Here is a 25,081-nt window from a genome sequence, read left to right as displayed (position 1 = left end):
ACAGCCAGTCAAGTAATTTGGCATTTTTCAACCCCGGATGCCAGAGTCAAACTTAAACATCTTTATCCAGTGTTTGAAGAGGAAGAGATGGCAGATTCTAATGCACCAAATTAGCTGTGTCAGTCCAGTAGGGTGCGTTAATAACGCACCCTACTAGTTATAGGTTTTGGAGTCCAGTTTTGTGTAAGTTGTGGGAGTTATTTTGCCGGGAATTTCGCAACAACTGTGGCTTGTTGATGTTAGTTTGCTTGTATAGCAATCCGTGTAGGAATTGTGAGAATTTTGATCCGAAGTTCCCTGTTCCCTTTTCTATATTCATACTTAGGCATTTTTGTCAAGGCTAAGGTCATAATTAGATCTACAGAAGGCCACTTGCCATCAGAAGAAGTATCTATGATGCGGGGATATATTTGGCATTTTGGCAGTTATTTTACTTCGGCTGGGAATATTATATAAGTTTACCGTTTAATTTAGGGTTTTTAGTGTTTAACTAAGGCAGAGAGGTCGGTGGGAATCGAACTGAAAGTGGTTAGCATGGAAATTTCGTCAGGGGGAGTAACATCATCATTGTTAACGCCCACTTTATTAAAACCGTCCTTGACTTATATCAGGTCATGGTCGGAACTTCGACCCAGCTAAAATTTGCCATCACCTTCTGTGAAGCATCTGGCTCATACTTGATCCGAGCTACAGGAAATGATCCGACCCTTAAATCTAATCCAACTCATAATCCTCAAGGGATTGAGCAAAGTTCACCCTGTGCGATTGAGCTTTGCTCACGCTGTGGGAGCGCATCTGGACATAGCTTCCTGATTGTACTCAAAGAAGCATACCCAATCAACTTATTGAATCCTATCCAGCAGTGCCCAGAAGTCTGCCCTATCCATTCTTCCACCCCCCCAATCCGGTAAAGGAAATTGTAGCTGAAACCGAACAAGGGCGTAGCATCAAAGGGGTTATGGATGGGTTTTGACCACAAGGAGTAAAAGGTGCTGAGCAGGTCAAGACACCCAAGGATTTCCTGAGCCAGATCGGCAACAAGCTCTAGTACCAAGTCCAATTAATTACTGTCAAATTAATTACTGCCAAAATAGTCCCTGTATTGTTGAGAATCGATATAGCGGTTTTTAGCCTCATGAGGTACACATATTTTTTTACCTTTTCCCTCTTCTGACTTTACTGCTCCCTACTCCCTGCTCCCTGCTCCCTGCTCCCTAAAACCCAAAAAATTGTACCTTACTAGCTTAAAAAGCGCTATAATATGGGTAATAAGGGAATGGGTGACGGATGATTCTCAACTAGATTAGAAACGATAACGACCCCTTACATTACCCGTAATTAGTACACCTGACCATAAATTTGTGACCAGTTCTTTTGAAGATGAGGGTGTAAAGGGGTGAGGGGGTGATTTGTAGCGATCAGTTATTTCCTTGCCCGTTGCAGCAGAGAAGGGAAATATTAGTATAGATAAATATATGACTATTTTACCCAGCTTTTCTAGCCTATAGCAACTGCCAGAAAAATTATGTAAACTAAAATACAACTGCCAGATAATTTATGTAAAATAAAATACAAAATTATGGGGAGCTAACCCAAATCATGAAAATTAACAAAAACTCATCCCCTTTTTTATATCTATAAAAAAAATCAATCATTTCTGGCTTATACTTAATCATTTCTGATTTATGTTTAAAAAACCTCTGTGTTGTATATAAAATAAAGTTAAGAAAGATGACCTCCTAAGAGGAAAATTGTCTAAACTAGTAGTATCAGCCCCGATAGAGTAGATAGCTCAATGAAGGGGAGCAATCAATGGCTAGGCTAGAGTTAAGACAATGGCATATTCGTGAACGTTATCATTAGGTAACGTTGAGAGTAGGTGAAGTTGTCTGCCTAAGAGGCTAAGCCTTGAGGTAATGCTAGTTCAGAAACTGCCACAACTTCAGGTGCTTCATCGGACTTTTCACAATCCCATTGAGGCAGAAAACCATTACTACTCCCCTTGGAAGTCAACCTCAGGAGAAGGATCATATGGTCACCACTGCTCCAGAAAAAGCCCCAACATCTGCCAAAGACAAAGCCTTCGTCCTCTGGTTTGAGCAAGTTGGGATTGCCGATATCCCCCTAGTGGGGGGAAAAAATGCCTCTTTGGGGGAAATGATCCGACAACTTACACCAGTAGGAGTTAGAGTACCCAGTGGCTTCGCTACCACAGCCTATGCCTATCGATATTTTATTGAGAAAGCTGGGTTAGAAGCTAAGCTACGCCAGGCATTCTTGGATCTGGATGTGGAAGATGTCAATAACTTGCGGCAACGGGGGATACAAGCGAGAAGCTTAATTCTCAATACCCCATTCCCAGAAGAACTAGCCAATGCGATCGCGCAAGGCTACCAACAACTATGCCAACGCTATGGGAATGATCCCCAGGAATTCTGTGAGCAGTTTGAGCCAGAGGATCGGGACACTTGCCTACAGTCAAATTACAATACAGATGTAGCAGTTCGTTCCAGTGCCACCGCTGAGGACTTACCTGATGCTAGCTTTGCTGGTCAACAGGAAACCTATCTCAACGTCCACGGAGTAAAAGGGGTTTTAGAAGCCTGTCACAAATGCTTTGCTTCCCTTTTTACCAACCGCGCCATCTCCTATCGAACTGTTAAAGGTTTTGACCATTTTGATGTCGCTATCTCTGTCGGTGTGCAGAAAATGGTGCGCTCAGACCTAGCGTCATCTGGTGTGATGTTCTCCATTGACACCGAAACCGGATTTAAAAATGCGGCTTTAGTAACGGCGGCTTACGGTTTGGGTGAAAACGTTGTCCAAGGAGCAGTCAATCCTGATGAATACCTGGTGTTCAAGCCGACTCTCCAAGAGGGGTATCGCCCTATCCTAGACAAACGTCTAGGCAGCAAAGAAGTCAAAATGGTCTATGATGACGGCGGTAAACTGACGAAAAATATCTCAGTTCCGCCATCAGAACGGGGAAAATACGCGATCAATGATGAGGAAATTCTCACCCTAACCAAGTGGGCTAGCATCATTGAAGACCACTATTCCCAGGTGCGGGGTAGCTACACCCCCATGGACATTGAGTGGGCTAAAGACGGGAAAACCGGTGAACTCTTTATTGTTCAAGCCCGTCCGGAAACTGTACAATCCCAGAAATCTGCCAATGTTATTTGTCATTATCAACTCAAAGGCGATGTAGAGACATTGCAAGCAACGCCTGTGCTAGCCACCGGTCGCGCTGTCGGTGAAATGATTGGTCAAGGCAAAGCAAGGGTAATTCTGGATGTTAACAAGATTGACCGTTTCCAAGCCAAAGAGGTCTTGGTCACGGACAAGACAGATCCGGATTGGGAACCTATCATGAAGAGAGCGAGTGCTATCGTAACTAACCAAGGAGGTCGCACTTGTCACGCTGCCATCATTGCCCGTGAGATGGGTATCCCCGCGATTGTGGGTTGTGGCAATGCCACTAACCAATTGAAGACAGGCCAACCAGTGACAGTTTCCTGTGCAGAAGGAGATGAAGGCAAGGTTTATCAAGGGTTGCTGCCCTTTGAGGTGCAAGAAACCCCCCTTGACAACCTACCGCGCACCCGCACCAAAATCATGATGAATGTGGGGAACCCAGAGAAAGCCTTTAGTCTGTCTTTTCTTCCCTGCGATGGGGTGGGGTTAGCCCGGTTTGAGTTCATCATTGCCAATCACATTAAGGCACACCCGATGGCGTTGATTCACTTCGATAAACTCGAAGATCCATCGGTCAAGGAAGAAATTGCTCAGCTGACAGCATTGTATGAGCATAAACCTGACTTCTTTGTGGATAAACTAGCCAACGGGATTAGCATCATTGCTGCTGCTTTCTATCCCAAACCAGTTATCGTCAGGATGTCAGATTTCAAGAGTAACGAATACGCCAATCTCTTGGGGGGTCAACAGTTTGAACCCAGGGAAGAGAACCCGATGCTAGGATGGCGAGGGGCGTCTCGTTACTGTGATGAAATCTACCGGGAAGCCTATGGTTTGGAATGTAAGGCACTCAAACGGGTACGGGATGAGATGGGACTCACAAACGTTATCCCCATGATTCCCTTCTGTCGCACCCCTGATGAAGGTCGCCGGGTGCTGGCGGAAATGGAAAAACATGGCTTGAAGCGAGGAGACAATGGGTTACAAGTCTATGTGATGTGTGAAATCCCCAGTAACGTCATCCTAGCCGACGAGTATAGCCAAATCTTTGACGGCTTCTCCATTGGTTCTAATGACCTGACTCAATTAACCCTAGGCTTAGACCGTGACTCTGCGTTAGTTGCCCATATCTTTGACGAACGCAACGAAGCAGTGAAACAGATGGTGCGGATGGTGATAGAAAAAGCCAAGAAAAATGGTCGCAAGATTGGTATCTGTGGTCAAGCACCAAGTGACTATCCCGAATTTGCCTGCTTCCTAGTGGAGTTAGGAATTGATTCGATCAGCTTGAACCCTGACTCGGTACTCAAGACACTTCTGGATATCGCCAAGGTAGAAGGAGTAAATTAGTGTCCCGGTGTTAGGTGTTAAGAGTGTTAGGTATTAAGAAATCTACATTACACCTAACCAAATACCTCAATCTTTTCCCCCATAGAGATGACTGGAATCTTGTCGCATTTAGGGGCAAGTTGCAGCTAGCTTCTAGGTTCAAAACGCCAACGATGCCGAGTTTGGTGCTTGATGTCGCCGAGTTCTTGATCAACAATCCCAGATCATCTTGGAGGAAGGATGAGTTAATAGCAAGAAATTCTCATGTAATTTCAAATCAAAAATTACATTACAAAACTTTAAGATACGCCAGGGGCGAGGGTGATTAACTGGTCCGAAACCATAGAAAACCCTTGGCTAACCATAAACTTGACGTTTCATCAAGAGTTGTTTGTTTAAGAAATATAAAATAGGAGGAATTGGGGATGATAGCTCCAGAGAAATATAAATAAAATCTAAAGATTAGAAAATAAATCAAGAATGGGTAATTAAATAGAACAAATTCCACCATTTTTGATTTTTCAAAATTTATCAAATGTAGATGAGCTGAAATCACTAGTTTTATTGCTGTCAGCTCAAGGATAAAACCATGCTAGCCACAACTATGGGAGAAACCACCCCTTGTGGTATGGCTAATCAGGCTGTCTTCAATGGCACAGCCTAGGGTAAACAGGATCCACAGACAGCAGTTGAACTAGTGCAAGTAGGCCATAGGTATAAAAGGGTGCATTTTTAGACAATTTTTTTTCGAACCATACTATAAAGGGTGTTGACATGCTAACAACAATTAACGAAACCATCAAACCAACCTTTGCCGTAGTCTGGCAAACGCTCTCATCTGTGCTCGTTGGGATTGCCCATAATCTCCAAGCTATAAAAACCAGGTTTTCAGGCATCTTTTTTAATGAGGTCAACCTAGATGTGATATCTGAGGAAGACAATTGTGAACCCAACCCAGTCATAAAGGTATCAATGTTGACTAATGCTGGCTTGGGCAGTGTGCCGTACTACTGCTTCTTTTGGAAAGGTTGAACCAGTGCAAGTAGGCCATGGGTATTAAAGGGTGCATTTTTAGACAATTTTTTTTTCAATCTATACTATAAAGGGTGTTGACATGCTAACAACAATTAACGAAACCATCAAACCAACCTTTGCCGTAGTCTGGCAAACGCTGTTATCTGTGCTCGTTGGGATTGCCCATAATTTCCAAGCTATCAAAAGCCTGGTTTCAGGCATCTTCTTTAACCAGGCCAACCTAGATGTGATATCTGAGGAAGACAATTGTGAACCCAACCCAGTCATAAAGGTATCAATTTTGACTAATGCTGGCTTGGGGAGTGTACCGTACTACTGCTTCTTGTGGGAAGAACGTAGATTGTACTGATTCCACCTAGTCCAGGCTGGCAGAAATAAGTCACCACTTTCATCTACAAAGGTCGGAGCTGGTCCTACACGCTTATTTCCGTGTCCCCTGTACTAGTACTAAGTTTCCTTGACAGTATACTACATTAAACCAATTAACGAGAATCCCTGCCTTCTGAAGGTAGGGATTCTCGTTAATTGGTGGATGAATTGCACATCAATTTCATCTGGCCATCTCCCGATCTGGCCATCCTCACTTGGGTAGGTTTTTTACCTAGCAGGGCGAGTACGTACTGGCATTGGGAATAAATTTCGCAAAATATGTGGGATTTTCTACCAGAATTTCCACCGATTACCGACCCATCTCCCCATATTCCCCGACTGGTCGGGGTAATGGACCGGTCCGAAATACAGATTACCCATTACCGATTAGCCATTACCCATTACCGATTAGCCATTACCCATTACCTATTACCTATTACCTATTACCTATTACCTATTACCTATTACCTATCTCCAAAGTAAAAAACCTACCCTTGTCAGATCTGGCCATCTCCCGATCTGGCCATCTGCATCTGTAGTGCTACTTTGAAGACTTGCTATAGCTTGGATAGCGCCATAGCTGATTAGGCGGTAAGCTGAGAAGGAGCTGTTGGTTTAACCAACAGTGTGTTAACTGTGGTCTACGGATTGGTCTACGGATTTGAAAACTGCGATCAAACGGCATTAACCCTTTCAGTCATGGACCAATTACTAAATCTCAGCAAACTTGATCAAATCTGGTTTTTACTGAGTCTTCAGATTGGTCAAGCTCACCTCTGTTGGTACGCTTTCACGCTTGTCGGGAAACCCGACCGGGGTCGCACCGCAAATGGTAAACGCTATCAAGGTCACGATACCCTGGGGTGCGAGCCAGCTTCAGGCTCTATCGCTTCTGATTAAACAGGTGATGAATTAAATTAGTGAAGCCAGTGTCAGGAGGTGGCAAACTAGAAGAAATGGATTTAACAAATCCGGGGAGGCAAGAGTGGTTTCGTCTCTGGGACGAAATTCCCCATTCTTCAAAAAGGTGGGGATGGATACTCCCCCTCAAGAGTTGTCAAAGCGTGTTATTTGGCACTAATTTAGTATTGGTTGTTGACCCGCCTGACTGTCTCGGAACAGATCACCGTTCGTAGCGGTAAGACGCTTGGTACAAAAAGAGCAGAGTTCAGGGAAGACTCTTGCCCCAGCTGGTTGACCATTGTTGTCATACCAAGGTGAGAGTGGCGAGTTGAGTTTAGGACTGTGGGACACGGTTCTGAGCCTGTGGAGGGACAGTAAAACCAAAAGGATTGGCCAGGGGTATGCTGGGTAAGCACTGTTTAGATGCAGGATGGGGTCAGTTTTTCCAAATACTAGAGCAGTGCTGCTTTAAACGTGGAGTTTACTTCCAAAAAGTAGACTCTAAAAAGACTAGCCAAATTTGCCCCAATTGTTTAACTGAAACTGGCAAAAAGACCTTGGCTGAGCGTGTCCATCATTGTGAAAATTGCGGTTATACCACAGATAGAGATGTGGCAGCCGCTCAAGTAGTCTGCCTACGTGGGCTTGCAGCCGTGGGACACACGGTCAAGATGCTTTCTGAGGGCAAGTTCGTCGGAATCCCTGGGAAGAAAGAATTCCCGCGCCTTAAGGCCCGGGGAGTGTCAACAACAGAGAAAGGACGTTCTGATGAAGCGTAAAAATCAAGACATGTTAGCACTGGTGTGGCGAAGCACTATTGTTTTGTCATTTTTCCTGTTGCCTGTTGGCCTTGGCAGTGCCCAATCCATCGAACCTGACCCACCAAAACAGATAGTCGCTCAGGGCTCAAGTCAAAAGCCAGTTCAAACTGACGCTAATCTTAGCTTTAAGCGGGTGACGCTCCTGTCTAATGTTTTGCTGATTGTGCTGGTGACTCTGGTACTGCTACTGGTGGCCGCGATCGCAGCGTTGTGGCTGCTAAGAAGGTCTGTGATTCGTGAGGTTGCGCAAATCGTGAGAGCTCACCTCAATGAAATGACTGACTTGGAAGATAGGATTGCCAGTGCTAATAAAAATGTTCAAAGTATCCTAGAAAAAACTGAAGAGATTGCCTTGGAGCTAGATCAGCAGGCGGCAGAGTTTAAACAAGACCTAAGTTTTAAACGAGAAAATCTATCTAAGCTGCTATCGAAATTGTCTCAGTCCCAGCAACAGGCATTAACGACAATCAAGACGCAAAAAACCGATACTCAACAAGAGCTAGAACAATTAGAGACTGACTTGGCATCAAGACTGTCTAAACTCGAGCAAGACGCTACAAAGCAACGGGATAGTTTTCTGAAGTATCTAGAAAACTTAAGCGCTGAGTTTGCCCCCCAATTATCTGAACTCAAGGGGGATGTGCAAGCCCAGAAAGAGACAATACTGAAGAAACTGAATCAATTAGAGACTGAGTTTGGCTCCGAACTGTCTGCTCTTAAGGAAACTGCGGCAAACCAAAAGGACTTAACTTTAAAAGATTTAGAAAAATTAGGGGCTGAATTTACTCCTGAATTATCGAAAATCCAGGCGGATGTGCAAGCCCAGAAAGAGATAATACTGAAGAAACTGAACCAATCAGAGACTGAGTTTGGCTCCGAACTGTCTGACTTGAAAGCCAAGACTCAAAAACAAAGCAAAGATTACCTGCAAACCATAGAAAAATCAAGTGCTGACTTTGCTCCTCAACTATCTGAACTTCAGGGGAATGTACAAGAACATAAGGATAAAGTCCTGCAGCAACTAAATCAATCAGAGTCTGAGTTTGCTGTTGAACTGTCTGAGCTTAAGGCAAAGGCTGATCAAGAAAGGAACAGTTACCTCAAGAATCTAGAAAAACTCACCTCTGATTTTGCTCCTCAACTATCTTTACTCAAAGCCAATGTCCAAGGGCATCAAGATAAAGTATTGGATAAACTGAACCAATCAGAGACAGAGTTTGCCTCAAAATTGTCTGAACTTGAAGCCAAGGCTCAACAGCAACGGGATTTAATACTAGAAAATCTAAAAAAGCTAGAGACAGAGTTTACTCCTCAGCTATCTGACATTAAGGTGGATGCTGAACAAAAAGCTCAACATAAAATCGATTTAGCTCTTCAGAAGCTAGAGCAATTAGGAAATGACATTACTGAACAACTTTCAAAATCCCAGTCGAAGATTGAAGTGCAAATTGATAAGAATCTCCAGCATCTGAAAGAGCTAGAGGCTAACTTAAACACTGAAGTTTATGACTCTCAATCAGGAATTAAAACCCAGAAGGCTCAGACCATTCAGAGTCTGGAAAAATTAGAAACAGAGGCTAAAACTCAACTTTATGATTTACAGTCGGACATTCAAAATCGAAAAGATATAATCCTTCAAAATCTGGACAAATTGGAAACAACCTTGGCTGCTCAGCTGTCTGAGGTCGAATCTGATGCTCAAACCGAGAAGGATAAGATTCTACAACAACTAGCAGAGATTTCCCCAACATCCATTGCAGAAGCTGCTCTGTCTGAAGTGCTGCAAAACACTCAAACTCTGACAGAACAATTAGAACGCCTCAAATCTAACCATCCTAAGTTGTTCTTGAATCCAGATGACTATGTGAATCAGGGCAATACTCTATTCTCTCAAGGGCAGTATCAAGATGCGATCGCTTCCTATGATCAAGTTCTTGACCTTCAACCGAATAACCCTGATATTTGGTACCAGCGAGGTATGGCATTATGGGAACTACAGCAGTATCAAGATGCGATCGCTTCCTATGACAAAGTAATTGAAATCAAGCCAGATGACCCAGATAGCTGGTATCAAAGAGGCCTGGCTTTAATGGAACTGCGGCGGTATGAAGGAGCAGTGGTTGCTTTTAATAAGGTGGTTAAATTCAAACCAGACCACTACAAAGCCTGGTTAAACCGGGGCATGACCCTAAGACGGTTGAGACGCTACGAAGATGCGATCGCTTCCTATGACAAAGCCCTAGAAATTCAGCCAAATTATCATCAAGCTTGGGTTGACCGAGGAGTCGCACTGGGAATGCTACAAAAGCATGAAGAGGCCTTTGGCTCCTTCGACCAAGCTGTTCAAGTTCAGCCAGATAATACAGTAGCCTGGTTGAATCGAGGCATGGCTCTAGATGTATTAGAAAGATACCAAGAAGCTGTTGCCTCTTTTGACAAGGCTATTGAATTAAATTCCGACTCCCATAAAGCCTGGAATTACAGAGGTTCTACCTTAGTCAAGCTAGAACAGAATGATCAGGCATTGGAAAGCATTAATCGGGCTTTGGAGATTCAACCTGAGTATGCTGCTGGTTATTATAACAAAGCAATAGTTTATTCTTCCCAGGGTCGAGTAACCTTAGCTGTGGAAAACCTAGAGCAGGCGATTGAGCTAAATCCAAGGTATCGGGAAGAAGCCAGTAATGATCCGGATTTTGAGGCTATTTCAGACGATGATCGCTTCTGGCAGTTGATTGGAGGCTAGAATGCTTTTGCTCTCCTGGGTCACCTTAGCCCAGAAGAGCAAACGATAGAAGCTGCTGCCAAATCGGTGCTAGAGTTGCCTTGACTATTATATCTGCAACCACAAAGCCAATACCAATCAGGAGATAGCGTTGAGGAAAGGGATGCTGGGAATTTGATCTGGTGATTTTAGCAACGAGATTAAGTCCCAAAGCAGTTAGAGCCACTCCGGTACAGATAAATCCCACCACTCGCAGCACAGACCAGGGCGGCCATCCCACTAGGGCAGCTAGCCACGGATTGACACTGATCTGTACTAGCTGTGCTACGTAGAAATTCATGTAATTGAGCAAGTAAGTTCCCAGCACTAGCGCTGCACTTCCAAAAGTCACTAGGGATAGAAAGCAAAAAACTGTGTACTGTTGGACATGATCTGGCAGAAACAAACGTAGGGATCCTTCTGTTCCTTCTCCTGTACGAATCCAAAGAAGCTGCTCTTCGATGTAGTCAGAGCCATTTAGGATTACCTGAGCTGCGGTTTCTGGAGCCAATGCGGTTCCAATCCCAACCGCAAGACTTTGAAACAATGCCCAAAGCAGCATCCACCCTAGGGCCCTCATGTATTGACGGTGACGAACGTGAAACAAAAAGATCGGATAGGGTACTGCTGCTCCTAAAATTGGCACCAGCCAGGGCACGCCGAAAACGAAACTGGCAATCGTTGCCAGAATAGCACCGATGGCAAGAAAGCTTGCAGTCAGTAGTGGTTTATTAATAATCAATTGACAGTTTTTCCATCTTAAATGATTATCATTACTAGGGATGGCATAGTTGATTTTTTGGAGGTCCCTAAATTATTCCTATCCCATGCTTGCGATCAACTATGAACTAAAGTCTAGTTTAGTCTAGATTGAAATAGCAGGAAATCAGCTTGCGCCAAGATATTTCTAGAATCCCAGATCATACAGCATGGTAGACCTGACCCCAAATCCTAGTTTCAGTTTGACTATTTGCTTAACATACCCCAACCGTGCCGGGATGTTAGCCAGCGTAACTCAAGCGATCGCGTCTGTTGGCGGTCACTTGGGAGAAATTATGGTGGTGGAGAAAACTCGGAAAATTGCTACTCGCGAGATTACCGTAGATGCAGCTAGCACTGAACAGGCTGAACAGATTGTACAAGCGGTTAAGGAAGTGCCCGATGTCCAAATCCTAAATGTCTATGACCGTACCTTCAACCTCCATCGTGGTGGCAAAATCAGTGTAAACAGCAAAATCCCCCTTAAGCATCAATCTGAATTGGCTATGGCTTACACTCCTGGTGTGGGTCGGATTTGTAAAGCGATCGCATCTGACCCACAACAGGTCTACTCCCTTACCATTAAAAGCAACATGGTTGCTGTGGTCACCGATGGCAGTGCAGTGTTGGGGTTGGGTAACTTAGGGCCAGAAGCCGCTTTGCCAGTGATGGAAGGTAAAGCAATGCTGTTCAAAGAGTTTGCTGGTATTGATGCTTTTCCTATCTGCCTAGCTACCCAAGATACGGATCAGATCGTAGAAACCGTTAAAACTATCGCGCCGGTTTTTGGTGGTATTAACTTAGAAGATATCAGTGCTCCCCGTTGCTTTGATATTGAAGCCAGACTGCGGCAGGAGTTAGATATTCCAGTCTTTCACGATGACCAGAATGGTACCGCTATTGTCACCCTTGCTGCCTTGACCAATGCCCTCAAGCTAGTCAAGAAATCCCTAGAAGAGGTAAGAATTGTTATTAATGGAGCGGGCGCTGCCGGTATGGCAATTGCCCGGTTACTCCGTAAAGCTGGTGCAGGTGTAATTTGGATATGCGACTCCCAAGGCATTATTTCCACTAAACGCCCTAACTTGACTGAGCAAAAGCAAGAATTTGCTGTGGATGCTTCGGGTACTCTGGCTGGTGCCATTGGCAATGCTGATGTGTTTATTGGGGTGAGTGTACCTGGGGTTCTCACCCCAGACATGGTCAGGTCGATGGCAAACAAGCCCATTGTCATGGCTATGGCTAATCCTATCCCGGAAATTCAGCCAGAATTGGTAGTAGATGATGTAGCAGTAATGGCTACAGGTCGTAGTGACTATCCGAATCAGATTAATAATGTTCTGGCTTTTCCAGGGGTTTTTCGTGGCGCTATAGATTGTCGGGCGTCAACCATTACCGTGAATATGTGTCTCGAAGCAGCTTTTGCGATCGCATCCCTGATTAATCCCAGTGATTTAGATCGAGAACATATCATTCCTTCAGTATTTGATGAGCGAGTTGCTCCTGCGGTTGCTGCGGCGGTGCAAAGGGCAGCACGTCAGGATGGTGTAGCATGCCATTAAGTAATTATATTTAGATAATTCCATGATTTAGCCGTAGAAATTAGCTATTCTGGTGGCATTTGATCCATTTTTTGAGGCAGGACTGATGATTGTAACCACTACTGATGTTATTCAAGGTGCGATTGTTGAAGAGTATTTGGGCATTGTCACTGCTGAGGTGGTTTACGGCACCAATGCACTGCGGGATTTCTTTGCCGGTATTCGAGATTTAATTGGGGGACGTACTGGCAGTTATGAAAAAGTCTTTGAAAGAGGACACCAAGAAGCCCTCCAAGAATTGAAACAACGTGCCTCACAACTAGGAGCAGATGCTGTGATTGGCATTGGTATGGATACTGGAACAATTAACGTTGATGAAAAGGGGGTGCTGCTACTCATTACCGCCACTGGCACAGCCATCAAATTAAGGAATTAAGGGTTGCTTGACAGTTGACGGGTACCCGTCAACTGTTGTTTAACTAAATCTGCTAAATTTCCTTGACAACTCATACTCGTTACGACTACGATTAAATAGTAACAATCATAAAGGAATGAGTAAGACAAGATGGTTATCAATCAAGTACCCGACGTAGTATTTAAGACCAGAGTCAGAGATGAGTCAGTTCCTGGACCCAATCCCTTCCGCTGGCAAGACCGGACTACACAGGAAATTTTTGGCGGTAAGCGTATCGTGCTATTTTCCCTTCCTGGTGCCTTCACACCCACCTGTTCATCAACCCACTTACCCCGCTATGAAGAACTCTATGATGAGATCAAAGCACAAGGGGTTGATCAAGTGATCTGCTTATCGGTCAACGATGCCTTCGTGATGTTCCAGTGGGGCAAACAGCAAGGGGTTCAGAATATCTTCTTGCTACCCGATGGTAATGGGGAATTCACCCGCAAAATGGGGATGTTGGTAGAAAAAGATAATCTCGGTTTTGGTATGCGTTCTTGGCGCTACTCTATGGTGGTAGATGACGGCAAGATTGAAAAAATGTTTGTAGAACCAGGCTATGCAGATAACTGCCCTACCGATCCCTTCGAGGTCTCAGATGCAGATACAATGCTGGCATACTTGAAGTCAGCTAAAAAGTAACATCCCTCCGACCTTACTTAAAGCTTTATCAGTAGAGGCGTTACCGGCAATGCCTCTACTGTTTTCAGTTTGGTGTGTAAGTCCTGATCATCGTGGATTGACTTGAGAGTGATACAACAATAATTACCTTGGGCGATCAGTAAAATTTTCCCTCCGACAGCTATTGCTTTTATATACCAAGAATCAGTAATCTTTCAACCGAATAGTAATTCAGAAGTTTGGGAGAGTCATGAGCTACGATTTTGATTTATTCGTTATTGGTGCAGGTTCCGGAGGAATTGCTACAGCTAGACGAGCCGCAGAATATGGGGCAAAAGTAGGCATTGCAGAATTTGACCGTTTAGGTGGAACTTGCGTAAATCGTGGCTGCATTCCTAAGAAGCTGATGGTTTATGCCTCCCATTTTCCTGATCAATTTGAAGAGGCACAGGGATATGGCTGGAGTAAGGTACACAGTACCCTCGACTGGACAACAATGATCACAGCAGTCAATCAGGAAACAGAACGCCTCAATAGCATTTACCAACGTATGTTGGATAAGTCCAAAGTGGAACTGTTTCAGGGTTATGCTAAGTTCGCGGATTCCCACACCATAGACATTGGCGGACGCAAAGTAACTGCACACAAAATCTTGATTGCAGTGGGAGCACATCCGGTCAAGCCCGATATTCCTGGCATTGAACACGCGATTACCTCTGATGATATTTTCCACCTCAAGGAACAACCGAAGCGGATCGTGATTCTTGGGGGTGGCTATATTGGTGTCGAGTTTGCCTGTATTCTCAATGGTTTAGGCTCTGAAGTGACAGTGGTTATTCGTCGTGATCAGATTTTACGGGGATTTGATGCTGAAATCGGTTCTGAGATTCAACAAGCCATGGAGAAGCATGGGATCCGGGTGCTAAATAACAGTAGGATCATCGCTATTGAAAAGACATCAGCTGGTCTGAATGTAACGGTACAAGGAGAATCACAAACAAGTATAATTGCTGATGCTGTCAGTTTAGCTGCTACAGGTCGTATACCCAATATCCAGAATCTAGGTTTAGAGAATACTGGAGTAGCAATTGAAAATGGTGCGATCGCAGTCGATAAGTACAGTCTTACCACAGAAGATCATATCTTTGCCGTAGGGGATTGTACTAACCGCATGAACTTAACTCCTGTTGCGATTAATGAAGGTCGTGCCTTTGCCGATACCGTATTTGGTGGCAAATCCCGGATCATGAGCTACGAGAATGTTCCAACCGCAATTTTTACCACACCCGAAGCAGCTACTGTTGGTCTAAGTGAGGCCGAAGCACGAGATAAATATGGGGATGCGGTAAAAGTCTATCGTTCTCGGTTCAGACCGATGTACTACACCCTACCCGGTCGGGATGAAAAAACCCTGATGAAGTTAGTGGTTGACCAAAACACTGACAAAGTCTTGGGTGCTCATATGGTAGGAGACCATGCAGCAGAGATTATTCAAGGAATTGCGATCGCATTGAAAACCGGAGCTACCAAAGCTAACTTTGATGCTACTGTTGGAATTCATCCCAGTTCTGCAGAAGAGTTTGTCACAATGCGCTAAGGGACTCAAAAAGTTTTTTAAATACAGTTGTAACTAGGGCGTGAACACACGCCCTAGTTTCGTACTATAGCGCTTTAAAATCAGATGTGAAAATTTATAGCAATTCAATTCACGAATGCTGCAAACCCGGTATTGTTACTAAGTGCTTAAATACTTTAAGTTCTCAAGATCAACACTACTGAATCAGAATAAATCCTAAAAAAGCCGCTAGAACTGTATTATCAGGAAGGAATGGCTGCGCCAAGAAACTCAATGCATCTGAGTTAAACATCACCATCTAGTGGTATAAAGCCCAAGTTTCCCGATGTCATCTTTACAAAAATTAGAAAAATTCGTCAAAATACCTAATAAAGCTCAAACTCGCCGCATTCTTTGGTTTGAAAGATTAATGGCGATCATCGCCTTGATTAATCTGCTGTTGGTGTTGTTTGACCTCAGCTATATCCCCTTAAGGGATTTCTGGCTAAATCAGAAAATTCAGGTATTTAGCTTTACCATTGGTCCGCTCAAATCCAAAGGCTTTCCCGTCTCGATTCCCATTCCTGATATCACTCCGCTCTACGACCCAGTTAAAGGTATTGAAGACAACCGAGATACCAAAAAATATTTGGACAAAGTTGATCAACTGGAAAACCAGATTAACAAGATAGGATTATCTTCTATAGAAGAATCTATAGAAGTAGAAAAAAAACTCAAGGAGCTGCGCGAACTTAGCTCAGAAATGATTGGCACCAATCCTTTTCAAGTAGCCAATAAAACCGGAAACTTGGAAAAGATTAAAAATAAGATGCGTAAGCAGATACCAAATCCTGAGGATTCAGCAAAAGAGTCATTTATGCAGTTCTGGACTCAAAAGTACTTAGCAAGTCATAGTCAAGAGGAAGGTTTGGTATTTTTTAACACCGAGATTAAACCCTTAATAGAAACTAACTATTACCGTCCAATTGGAGAAAATGGCGAATTTATAGACCTATTCGGACTGATTGACTTCCCATTTTTTATTTTATTTAGTACCGAGTTTTTGGCTCGTACCTGGTTGATCAGTCGCCGTCATTCTGGACTCAAGTGGCAAGATGCCATGCTGTGGCGCTGGTATGACATATTTTTACTAATACCCTTATGGCGGTGGTTACGAATTATTCCTGTTACCATTCGCTTAGGTCAAGCTAAATTAATAGACCTGAGTGCCATTAGCAGAGAAATCCGCTCCGGATTTGTTGCCAGTATTGCTCAAGAGATGACAGAAGTGGTCGTCATTCAAGTTATTAACGAAGTTCAGGGCTCCATTAGCCGGGGTGAAATTACCAAATGGTTGTCTCAACAGGAAGTCCGCCCCTACATTGACCTTAATGACATTGATGAAGTGTCAGAACTCACCACCATCATGGTAAAGATGACGGTTGATCAAGTCTTACCCAAAATTCGTCCTGATCTAGAGGCTCTCATGAAACACTATGTGGACATGGGGCTTAAACAGTCCACACTTTATCAGGGACTTCAGAATGTACCAGGACTGGGACAATTCCAGAAGCAACTAACAGAGGAATTGGTGAAAAACATTTTTCAGGCACTCTATGATGGGATTAATACTCTCATACAAGAAGACCCAGTTGCCGACGAACTCCTGCAACACCTACTGAAAAATTTAAGGGAAGCCTTAGGGGCAGAAATTAAGACCAAGGATAGATTACAGGATATTCAGTATTTGATCACAGCTTGGTTAGAGGAATTCAAAATAAATTATGTCCGGCGCTTATCTGAAGAAGACTTAGATAAAATCTTAGATGAAACCAGAGCAATTCGTCAAAGATTTCAGTAATAACAGTATTAAAATCAAGTTAATATTAGTCCAATAATTATTTTTTTTAAATTCTATGCGGATCTATCAACTATTTTGCTTGACAGTAAAACCATTAAATGGATAATTAAAAATAAAAAAATATGCTCTACCGAACCTAGTATGCATAAAAACGCGCTTATTTACCATTAAAGATGATTGGGCAGTATTTTTTTAAAAAAATTATATCAACAAATAAAACTCCAGCCCCATAAGGATTATAATAATTATTTATTAAAAGTTTTAGATAGCAATTTCGGTAGAGCCAAAAAATATAGAAATTCAAAAAATAAACATTTTTTTTAATTATTGTAAATAGTCAGAGATCATCATACAGTTTGACCGAATAATGCCCATAAGCTAAAATACTTATGGGTCAACAAAAACCAAGTTGACTTCTAGGGTCAGCTTGCTCTGAGGTTAAGGCTCTGGAGTGGGAAAGTGCCGACGCACCAGACACCAAGCAGGGATTAGACGTCAACACTCCCCATGTTCAAGTTTTGATCAGGCAAGCATTTGAGCTGCTAATTGCGTTAGCTTCCGGCAAAAGAAGCCCCACATCTCAATGCTACGCCATGAGTGTGGGATTAATTTTGCACAGGGTATGCATGGAATTGCTATAATATGGGTACTGATAAACAAAGCCAAAAATGCTGGTTTGTCAGCACAACAGTTTTAAAAAAAAGACCAAGAAAACAGAGCGGCAGCGATGCCGAGGTGCGACCCGTGGCGAATTTAATTCGCCTAGGTCAAGGGCACCTAAGCGGTCTTGGGGAGCCAGTGCGGTCTTGGGGGTTCCCACCATGAGCAACTGGCGTGGTTTCCCCCACTCGCGCTTTGCATCAAGAGAGGGCAGTCCGTTCTTAAAGCCCAGCGGCGACCTTCGCGTAGCGTCGGCTTTGCCGAAAGCAATAGCTGGATTGGCGCTTGTTGCCTACACTGAACTCAACGAGTCAGTGTGGGAGCTGTCACACTCAAACATAGCAACGGCAAGCTGGTAACTCCTAATCAATGATTCTGCGGGAAGTTTCCGGTTTGTCCTAGGGTTTAGAGTCTTCGAGCCCATGACCTTGTGACCAATAGCTCAAGACCAGTAACTAGAGATTGGGCTTGTGCTAACTAGATGTGCAGAAGCTTTTGGGCGGTTAGACTTCTTGGAAAAGATTTTGCCATGAAGTGGGTTGACCCCACTTTTTTTATTGGATTGGTGCCATGACTCATCCCCTGATTCCACAACTAATCGATTTGGCAACGCCATTGGCTCAAGATTTAGGATTAGAGATTGTAGAGGCTCTCTTCCAGACCAACAGACGCCCACCCGTGCTGCGTGTCTATATCCGCAACCCCATCCGTGACACTAGCTTGGATGACTGTGAACGCATGAGTCGTGCTTTAGAAGCTCAGTTAGATGCTAAGGAAATCATTTTAGACACCTACGTTTTGGAAATTTCCAGTCCTGGGATCACACAGGACTTAACCACAGACCGAGAATTCATTTCTTTCAAAGGGTTTGGTGTGATTGTTCAGACATTTGAACCCTATCAGGGGCAGCAAGAGTGGCGTGGGCAGTTAATTCGCCGGGATGAGAGCGGAGTTTATCTCAATCTCAAGGGTCGTGCGTTTGCCATTCCCCGTCAGCTCGTGTCCAGAGTAAAACTCGATGATGGGGGTTAAATTTTGCTTGAAGGTTGGTAGGCGTGCAGTACTTGTAAAGACAATGGCTTGACTATGATCTACAAGTGCTTCTCCCGTACAAGCTTCAAGGCTCAGGATTGAAGTTGAACTTGATTTACTTTAAATCCCAAGACAATTGCCATGGATAGATTTAAGACGGAGATTTGCTGATGTCAATAGTTAGTTTGCCTGGACTTAAGGCAATGATAGAAGAAATTAGTCAAAGCCACAATTTACCTAGGTCTGCAGTTCAACAGGCATTAAGAGAAGCACTGCTAAAAGGGTATGAGCGCTATCGCCGTTCTCAACGGCTAGACCAACGATTTCATTTTGACGAAGAATATTTTGACAACTTTGAAGTCGATCTTGATATTGAAGAAGAAGGCTTCCGCGTTTTGTCTACCAAAACCATTGTCGAACAGGTACAAAATAGTGACCATCAAATTTCTCTCAAAGAAGTCCAGGAAGTTGCCTCTGAAGCACAATTGGGAGACTCAGTGGTTTTGGATGTGACTCCAGACCAAGGAGAGTTTGGTCGCATGGCAGCGATTCAAACCAAACAGGTGCTCTCTCAAAAACTCCGAGACCAGCAGCGTAAGCTGATTAAGGAAGAGTTTCAAGACCTAGAAGGAACCGTTCTGCAATCTCGATCGCTACGGTTTGAGCAGCAGTCTGTGATTATGGCGCTCAGCAGTGGTTTTGGTCGGCCAGAGGTAGAAGCCGAACTGCCCAAACGGGAACAGCTACCCAATGATAACTATCGGATTAACTCCACCTTTAAGGTTTATCTCAAAAAAGTCCGGGAAGGCCCTCACCGTGGTCCTCAGCTGGTGGTATCCAGAGCGGCGGCTGGATTAGTGGTCGATCTGTTTAGCAACGAAGTCCCAGAAATAGACGATGAGGTGGTAAGGATTGTTGCAGTAGCACGGGAAGCTAATCCTCCTTCTCGTCATGTCGGACCAAGGACTAAAATTGCTGTAGATACCCTGGAGCGAGATGTTGATCCGGTGGGAGCTTGCATTGGTGCTAGAGGTTCCCGCATTCAAGTTGTGGTGAATGAATTACGAGGTGAGAAAATCGACGTAATTCGTTGGTCTCCTGACCCATCTACCTATATTGCTAACGCTCTTAGCCCAGCCCAAGTTGATCAGGTGCTACTAGTCAATCCAGAAGAACGTCAAGCTCATGTTTTAGTAGCAGAAGACCAGCTGAGTTTAGCTATAGGCAAAGAAGGACAAAATGTTCGCCTTGCTGCCCGCCTTACGGGTTGGAAGATTGACATTAAAGATGCTGCGGAATACAAAAAAGACACTACAGACATTTCTAAACAGGAGACCCTAGAAGAAGATGATGTCGATAGCAGTGAGTTACAGGAAGATTACCAAGAAGGAGTAGAAACACCAGAAAATGTGCTTGATGCTGAGCCAGTGCTTGATTTGAGTACTCAAGAAGAATAAGTAATTTTAGGGGTTAACCCTGAGGTGAGGAAAGTTTGGCCAAGGTTGAGAATGGGAATGGTATAAAATGATACCCCTAAGCTTGTCGGTTTAGAATGGTAGTGGGGTGCAGGGTCTCGGCTGTGGTCAAGAATTCTTTGACAGTTTTCTTCCAAACCAATGACTTATTCAATCCTTCCACTTCTGCTGGGTTACTCTACCCCCTATCCCATTCTACCCCTTACTCCCGGTGGGTGTGGTGATTTTCTTCTTGTGTTATTCCTCCTTCTCTCAAGGGTGTGACTATCTCTACTATAGTTTTTCATCTTCTGCTCACAGCACCGGTTTCACACCACCGGTTAGCCCACACCCTTTTTACCGCCCTCTGGCATTGATTTTTGGTTTCATTTGGGTAAGTCAATCACGTAAACAGGGTGTTTGCCCAATCGCAAACGCCCTACAAGCCTCCATCTACCGTACCCTTTAAAGAAGGAGGACTTTTGATATTTTCCAAACCGAAAACCCGTATGAAACCCAACTATCGACGTTGTCTTAGCTGCCGGAAAGTAGCACCAAAACAGGAGTTTTGGCGTATTGTCCGAGTCTATCCGTCACGAAAGGTACAATTAGATCAGGGTATGGGTCGTTCGGCTTACTTATGTCCTCAACTGAGTTGCCTAGCGGCGGCTCAAAAGAAAAACCGACTGGGGCGATCACTGCGTGCATCGGTGCCAAAAAATCTGTACGAAACTTTATGGCAGCGTTTAGCTACCATGCCAACCAAACCCAATTTAGGTAATTAAAGGGTGAATCTAGCCGAAAAAGCTTCCATGTATGTTCGTCCGGCGAACATAAGTAATCGTTAGGATAGAAAGGAAGTCATTAGTTCTATTGATGCTCTGGTTTCTTAAGGAGGTGAATTTACTTTGATTATACGCTAGCTACCTTTAAAGGCATACGCGCTGATTAGGCGGTTTAACCGAACCGTCAATGTTGAATGCTGCTTGGCTTTTTTCACAGGAAAGAAGCACGCGATAATAGATAAACTTATCAAACTACCGTTGAGGTGAACACACCAACGAAAAAGCATGGATGGTTGATTATCTGTTGAGCATCGCTTATCTTATCGTTTAAGCTTTCCAATAAAGCTTGATCAAGTAAAAAGTCATTCGAGTAGTTGAGTATGGTTTAACAACAAGTAGGTACGACAGGGGAATAGTGCATGAACAGCGGCAAAGTCAGAATTTACGAATTATCACGGGAATTGAATTTGGACAACAAGGAAATTTTGAGCATCTGTGAAGGACTCAATATTGCAGTTAAAAGTCACAGTAGCACGATTACAGAATCGGATGCCCAACGGATTCGCACGACAGCCGAAAAATATTCTGACCAACTAGCAGCTGTAAGCAATAGCGAAGGTGAGTCATCGGCAAATAAAGGTTCTAAGTTAAGCTCTGGTAAATTAGTTCGACGTCCCAAAGGGGAGCGGAAGCAGCAAATTGTGGAGCTTCGTAAGCACAAACGCAGTTCTGGCAATACTTCTAGCCAGAGAAGTAATCAAATGGCAATCCCACCCCAACCTCCCATCAAGCCGACTGCTATACCCCCACGTCAGCCTAGCACTCTCAATCGACCTAAGCAGGTCACTGAACAGGAGACCAAGATTAAGCAGGATACTAAACCAGAACCAGCCGCTAAATCAGAACTAGCCGCTAAACCAGAACTAGCCGCTAAACCAGAACCAGCCGCTAAATCAGAACTAGCCGCTAAACCAGAACTAGCCGCTAAACCAGAACTAGCCGCTAAACCAGAACCAGCCGCTAAACCAGAACCAGCCGCTAAACCAGAACTAGCCGCTAAACCAGAACTAGCCGCTAAACCAGAACCAGCCGCTAAACCAGAACTAGCCACTAAACCAGTCCAGAACATTTCACAGGAGAGTACACAAAAACCCAAATTAACTGGACCCCCGGTAAGAGTATCACAACCAAAAACTCAGCCTGCTAAGGTTGAGCGACCGATAAAATCAAACCAAAAGGGTTCTTCCGGTTCAAAGTCAGTAAAGAGTCCAACTCCTAACAAATCCCCTGTTATCAATAAACAGTCAACGCCCTCGGAAACATCACCACCAAAGCGTTCTAGTTCACCAAGACCACCCGTTCCTGAACTCCAGCGACCTCCAAAAAGGAGCAAACCAGGTCTTGAGAAAGAAAATTCAGCAATTGATGCTGACTCAACGGGTCTGACAGATGATGTCTCTGATCAAGACACCAACACCTTAGTCAATGAATCCGAGGAACTGCTCAAGGAGGTCAAGCTCCGGCGACCATCTGTCCCCCGACCTGCTAAGAAGAAAGAGTGGGAGGCAGAAAATGGAGAAGACGAAGACAAAGCCCAGAAGGCTAAATCCGCCAAACTCAAGCGGCGACCTAAAATGATTCTGGATGATGAAGATGATCTCGAAACAGGATCAGATCAAATCGATAACAAAATCGATGGTTCATTTTCAGTTAGTCTTTCTCTGGCTCGTCCTCCCAAACCAAAGTCTCTGCAAAAACAGCAAAGCCAAGCAAATACTGCGAGTGTTAGCCACAAGAAGAAGCCTGCTAAAACCAGTAGTAGCAACAAGTCCGATCATCGCGATCGCCGTCGTACACAGAAAAGTCAGCCCAAACGCCCAGAACAAATTGTTTTGAGAGACTCACTCACCATTAGAGACCTGGCTAATGAACTGGCTATTGCAGAAACTGACATTGTTAAAATGCTCTTCTTCAAAGGCATAGCTGTGAGTGTTACCCAGACTTTGGATGTTCCTACTGCCACAATGGTAGCTGAGGAAGTGGGAGTCAAGGTCGAGATGGAAGAAGAAGCCTCTGCTGCGACTAAGGTGGAAATGCTGGATGTCCAAGACCTGGAAAACCTCGAGCGGCGTCCACCTGTGGTGACAATTATGGGTCATGTTGACCACGGTAAAACGACTCTACTCGATGCCATTCGTGAAGCAAAAGTGGCTCAAGGAGAAGCCGGTGGAATTACCCAGCATATTGGCGCATACCACGTAGATGTTGAGCATGAGGATAAAATTCAACAGGTTGTCTTCCTAGACACCCCCGGTCACGAAGCCTTTACAGCCATGCGGGCAAGGGGAACAAAAGTAACTGATATCGCTGTGCTAGTAGTAGCCGCTGATGATGGGGTGCAACCTCAGACCCTTGAAGCCATTAGTCATGCTAGAGCTGCTGAAGTTCCCATGGTAGTTGCTATTAACAAAATTGATAAAGCCGGATCTCAACCTGATCGGGTTAAGCAAGAATTATCAGAACGGGGCTTGGTTCCAGAAGAATGGGGTGGTGAAACGATCATGGTACCAGTGAGTGCTATCCAAAGGGAAAACTTGGATTCACTGCTGGAGATGATTCTATTGGTCTCAGAGCTAGAAGAACTCTCTGCTAATCCGGATCGACCAGCAAAAGGTACGGTGATTGAAGCTCACCTAGATAAAGCCAGAGGTCCTGTTGCCACCTTCTTAGTGCAAAACGGTACTTTGCGGATCGGTGATAGCCTGGTTGTTGGTTCAGTTTTCGGTAAGGTCAGAGCCATGCTTGATGACCGAGGACAGCGAGTCGCACAAGCGACTCCCTCGTTTGCTGTGGAAGTCCTTGGCTTGAGTGATGTTCCAGCTGCTGGTGATGAGTTTGAAGTCTTTGAGAGCGAAAAAGAAGCCCGGGCAGTTGCTGGTGAAAGAGCTCAACAGCAACGTCAATCTCGCCTGCAAACTCGCATGAAATCACGGCGAGTTACCCTCACTGAATTATCAGCCCAGGCTCAAGAAGGTGAACTCAAAGAACTCAACTTGATTTTGAAGGCAGACGTTCAAGGCTCGGTGGAAGCTATTCTGGGATCCCTCGAACAGCTGCCCCAAAGTGAAGTGCAAATTCGAGTTCTACTGGCTGCCCCTGGGGAAGTCACCGAAACGGATGTGGACTTAGCGGCTGCTAGTGGTGCAGTTATTGTTGGCTTTAACACTACCTTAGCTCCTGGTGCTCGACCAGCAGCTGAACAGGAAGGGGTAGATGTGCGGGAATACAACATCATCTACAAACTCCTGGATGATGTTCAAGGTGCGATGGAAGGTCTGTTAGAGCCAGAAGAGGTAGAAGAACCATTGGGTGAAGTAGAAGTTCGAGCTGTCTTCCCAGTGGGTCGTGGTGCCGTGGCGGGTTGCTATGTACTCTCAGGCAAAGCCGTGCGCAATTGCCGTTTACGAGTGCGGCGTGGTGGCAAAGTTATCTACGAAGGAGTTTTGGATTCCCTCAAGCGTGTTAAGGATGATGTCAAGGAAGTCAATGCTGGCTACGAATGTGGTATGGGTGTTGATAAATTCAACGACTGGACGGAAAAAGATATCATTGAAACCTATCAGATGGTAACCAAGCGACGGACTCTCTCCCTGAAGTAGGGCTGAGGGGTGTTCTTACCCAGGGGTCCCTTGCTGGGAAGGTTGTTTTGTTTAAGGTTGAAGGTTAAAGGTTATTTAGCTTCTAGCAAAATTAATCCCACATCTCAATGCCCATTGAGATGTGGGATTAATTTTGCGCTCTTATTGCATGGAATAAGGAAACAATTACAATTGAATATCGTCTATACTAGATGTAGTAGGGAAAATAAATTAAGAGCTAACCGCCACCTACGTGCCTAAAAAATAGAACTTATTGTATTGTTCCGGATTATTGTATT

19 protein-coding genes and 2 pseudogenes are annotated in these 25,081 nt (G+C 44.3%); 18 read left to right on the top strand and 3 right to left on the bottom strand.

Annotation, left to right across the window (positions count from 1 at the left end; genetic code table 11):
- Positions 1–513 precede the first annotated feature (513 nt).
- Positions 514–1,048: pseudogene (locus tag F6K37_RS04700) on the top strand (adenosine-specific kinase).
- An 845-nt stretch (positions 1,049–1,893) separates the two neighbouring features.
- Here the strand turns inward: F6K37_RS04700 and F6K37_RS04695 are convergent.
- The gene (locus tag F6K37_RS04695) at positions 1,894–2,031 is read right to left on the bottom strand and encodes a hypothetical protein (RefSeq protein ID WP_008186969.1); all 138 of its coding nucleotides are present in this window, start codon (positions 2,029–2,031) and stop codon (positions 1,894–1,896) included.
- Between F6K37_RS04695 and ppsA the strand changes: the two genes are divergently transcribed.
- From ppsA to F6K37_RS04670, 5 genes are all read left to right on the top strand, one after another.
- Positions 2,032–4,548 (top strand): phosphoenolpyruvate synthase, encoded by a 2,517-nt coding sequence (ppsA, locus tag F6K37_RS04690; protein ID WP_008186971.1) that lies wholly within the window; start codon positions 2,032–2,034, stop codon positions 4,546–4,548.
- Between the two features lie 753 nt (positions 4,549–5,301).
- Positions 5,302–5,559 (top strand): hypothetical protein, encoded by a 258-nt coding sequence (locus tag F6K37_RS04685; RefSeq protein ID WP_008186976.1) that lies wholly within the window; start codon positions 5,302–5,304, stop codon positions 5,557–5,559.
- Positions 5,560–5,641: 82 nt separating this feature from the next.
- A complete protein-coding gene (locus F6K37_RS04680) occupies positions 5,642–5,911 on the top strand; it encodes a hypothetical protein (RefSeq protein ID WP_008186977.1) in 270 nt (89 codons plus the stop codon).
- A 299-nt stretch (positions 5,912–6,210) separates the two neighbouring features.
- Positions 6,211–6,414, top strand: a complete 204-nt coding sequence (locus tag F6K37_RS04675) for a hypothetical protein (RefSeq protein WP_287248501.1) — start codon at positions 6,211–6,213, stop codon at positions 6,412–6,414.
- A 153-nt stretch (positions 6,415–6,567) separates the two neighbouring features.
- Positions 6,568–6,831, top strand: a complete 264-nt coding sequence (locus F6K37_RS04670; protein WP_131827261.1) for a hypothetical protein — start codon at positions 6,568–6,570, stop codon at positions 6,829–6,831.
- 177 nt (positions 6,832–7,008) lie between these two features.
- Here F6K37_RS04670 and F6K37_RS04665 read toward each other — a convergent pair whose 3' ends face one another.
- The gene (locus tag F6K37_RS04665; protein ID WP_154659857.1) at positions 7,009–7,185 is read right to left on the bottom strand and encodes a hypothetical protein; all 177 of its coding nucleotides are present in this window, start codon (positions 7,183–7,185) and stop codon (positions 7,009–7,011) included.
- A gap of 35 nt (positions 7,186–7,220) precedes the next feature.
- On the opposite strand from F6K37_RS04665, the pseudogene F6K37_RS04660 reads away from it, so the two are divergent.
- Together F6K37_RS04660 and F6K37_RS04655 are read left to right on the top strand one after the other, a co-directional pair.
- Positions 7,221–7,613 (top strand): annotated as a pseudogene (locus F6K37_RS04660) (zinc ribbon domain-containing protein); the annotation flags it as partial.
- Positions 7,603–10,401, top strand: coding sequence for a tetratricopeptide repeat protein (locus tag F6K37_RS04655; protein WP_008186985.1), 2,799 nt, complete (start codon positions 7,603–7,605; stop codon positions 10,399–10,401). The pseudogene F6K37_RS04660 and the gene F6K37_RS04655, both read left to right, overlap by 11 nt.
- 25 nt (positions 10,402–10,426) lie before the next feature.
- On the opposite strand, the gene F6K37_RS04650 is transcribed toward F6K37_RS04655, so the two are convergent.
- Entirely contained in the window at positions 10,427–11,161 is a 735-nt protein-coding gene (locus tag F6K37_RS04650; protein ID WP_287248497.1) for a hypothetical protein, read from the bottom strand.
- Positions 11,162–11,348: 187 nt separating this feature from the next.
- On the opposite strand from F6K37_RS04650, the gene F6K37_RS04645 reads away from it, so the two are divergent.
- The 10 genes from F6K37_RS04645 (at position 11,349) to infB (ending at position 24,803) form a co-directional block, all read left to right on the top strand.
- Positions 11,349–12,740: an NAD-dependent malic enzyme gene (locus tag F6K37_RS04645; RefSeq protein WP_008186990.1), complete on the top strand. Its 1,392-nt coding sequence runs from the start codon at positions 11,349–11,351 to the stop codon at positions 12,738–12,740.
- An 85-nt stretch (positions 12,741–12,825) separates the two neighbouring features.
- Positions 12,826–13,155, top strand: coding sequence for a YbjQ family protein (locus tag F6K37_RS04640; protein WP_044494012.1), 330 nt, complete (start codon positions 12,826–12,828; stop codon positions 13,153–13,155).
- Between the two features lie 129 nt (positions 13,156–13,284).
- The gene (locus tag F6K37_RS04635) at positions 13,285–13,818 is read left to right on the top strand and encodes a peroxiredoxin (protein ID WP_287248494.1); all 534 of its coding nucleotides are present in this window, start codon (positions 13,285–13,287) and stop codon (positions 13,816–13,818) included.
- A gap of 229 nt (positions 13,819–14,047) precedes the next feature.
- Positions 14,048–15,394, top strand: coding sequence for a glutathione-disulfide reductase (gene gor, locus F6K37_RS04630; RefSeq protein WP_008182520.1), 1,347 nt, complete (start codon positions 14,048–14,050; stop codon positions 15,392–15,394).
- A 304-nt stretch (positions 15,395–15,698) separates the two neighbouring features.
- Positions 15,699–17,213 carry a hypothetical protein gene (locus F6K37_RS04625; protein WP_008182523.1) on the top strand — a complete coding sequence of 505 codons (1,515 nt, stop codon included), beginning with the start codon at positions 15,699–15,701 and terminating at the stop codon, positions 17,211–17,213.
- Positions 17,214–17,855: 642 nt separating this feature from the next.
- A complete protein-coding gene (locus F6K37_RS04620; RefSeq protein WP_131827260.1) occupies positions 17,856–18,038 on the top strand; it encodes a hypothetical protein in 183 nt (60 codons plus the stop codon).
- Positions 18,039–18,443: 405 nt separating this feature from the next.
- Entirely contained in the window at positions 18,444–18,905 is a 462-nt protein-coding gene (gene rimP, locus F6K37_RS04615; RefSeq protein WP_008182529.1) for a ribosome maturation factor RimP, read from the top strand.
- Between the two features lie 170 nt (positions 18,906–19,075).
- Positions 19,076–20,362: a transcription termination factor NusA gene (gene nusA / locus F6K37_RS04610; protein WP_287248488.1), complete on the top strand. Its 1,287-nt coding sequence runs from the start codon at positions 19,076–19,078 to the stop codon at positions 20,360–20,362.
- Positions 20,363–20,868: 506 nt separating this feature from the next.
- Entirely contained in the window at positions 20,869–21,144 is a 276-nt protein-coding gene (locus F6K37_RS04605; protein ID WP_044492698.1) for a YlxR family protein, read from the top strand.
- Between the two features lie 419 nt (positions 21,145–21,563).
- On the top strand, positions 21,564–24,803 hold the full coding sequence (gene infB, locus F6K37_RS04600) for a translation initiation factor IF-2 (protein ID WP_287248486.1): 3,240 nt from the start codon (positions 21,564–21,566) through the stop codon (positions 24,801–24,803).
- The last annotated feature ends 278 nt before the right edge of the window (positions 24,804–25,081 follow it).

It is taken from the genome of Moorena sp. SIO4E2 (assembly GCF_010671945.1).
Lineage (GTDB): Bacteria > Cyanobacteriota > Cyanobacteriia > Cyanobacteriales > Coleofasciculaceae > Moorena > Moorena producens.
Note: the sequence above shows the minus strand (reverse complement) of the source record. Positions and strands in the feature narration are given on the sequence as shown.

Excerpts from the sequence above, each read along its gene's own strand:
- F6K37_RS04695 (WP_008186969.1), bottom strand. The coding sequence starts at position 2,031 with ATGATCCTTCTCCTGAGGTTGACTTCCAAGGGGAGTAGTAATGGTTTT.
- ppsA (WP_008186971.1), top strand. The coding sequence starts at position 2,032 with ATGGTCACCACTGCTCCAGAAAAAGCCCCAACATCTGCCAAAGACAAA.
- F6K37_RS04685 (WP_008186976.1), top strand. The coding sequence starts at position 5,302 with ATGCTAACAACAATTAACGAAACCATCAAACCAACCTTTGCCGTAGTC.
- F6K37_RS04680 (WP_008186977.1), top strand. The coding sequence starts at position 5,642 with ATGCTAACAACAATTAACGAAACCATCAAACCAACCTTTGCCGTAGTC.
- F6K37_RS04675 (WP_287248501.1), top strand. The coding sequence starts at position 6,211 with ATGTGGGATTTTCTACCAGAATTTCCACCGATTACCGACCCATCTCCC.
- F6K37_RS04655 (WP_008186985.1), top strand. The coding sequence starts at position 7,603 with ATGAAGCGTAAAAATCAAGACATGTTAGCACTGGTGTGGCGAAGCACT.
- F6K37_RS04645 (WP_008186990.1), top strand. The coding sequence starts at position 11,349 with ATGGTAGACCTGACCCCAAATCCTAGTTTCAGTTTGACTATTTGCTTA.
- F6K37_RS04640 (WP_044494012.1), top strand. The coding sequence starts at position 12,826 with ATGATTGTAACCACTACTGATGTTATTCAAGGTGCGATTGTTGAAGAG.
- F6K37_RS04635 (WP_287248494.1), top strand. The coding sequence starts at position 13,285 with ATGGTTATCAATCAAGTACCCGACGTAGTATTTAAGACCAGAGTCAGA.
- gor (WP_008182520.1), top strand. The coding sequence starts at position 14,048 with ATGAGCTACGATTTTGATTTATTCGTTATTGGTGCAGGTTCCGGAGGA.
- F6K37_RS04625 (WP_008182523.1), top strand. The coding sequence starts at position 15,699 with ATGTCATCTTTACAAAAATTAGAAAAATTCGTCAAAATACCTAATAAA.
- F6K37_RS04620 (WP_131827260.1), top strand. The coding sequence starts at position 17,856 with ATGGGTACTGATAAACAAAGCCAAAAATGCTGGTTTGTCAGCACAACA.
- rimP (WP_008182529.1), top strand. The coding sequence starts at position 18,444 with ATGACTCATCCCCTGATTCCACAACTAATCGATTTGGCAACGCCATTG.
- nusA (WP_287248488.1), top strand. The coding sequence starts at position 19,076 with ATGTCAATAGTTAGTTTGCCTGGACTTAAGGCAATGATAGAAGAAATT.
- F6K37_RS04605 (WP_044492698.1), top strand. The coding sequence starts at position 20,869 with ATGAAACCCAACTATCGACGTTGTCTTAGCTGCCGGAAAGTAGCACCA.
- infB (WP_287248486.1), top strand. The coding sequence starts at position 21,564 with ATGAACAGCGGCAAAGTCAGAATTTACGAATTATCACGGGAATTGAAT.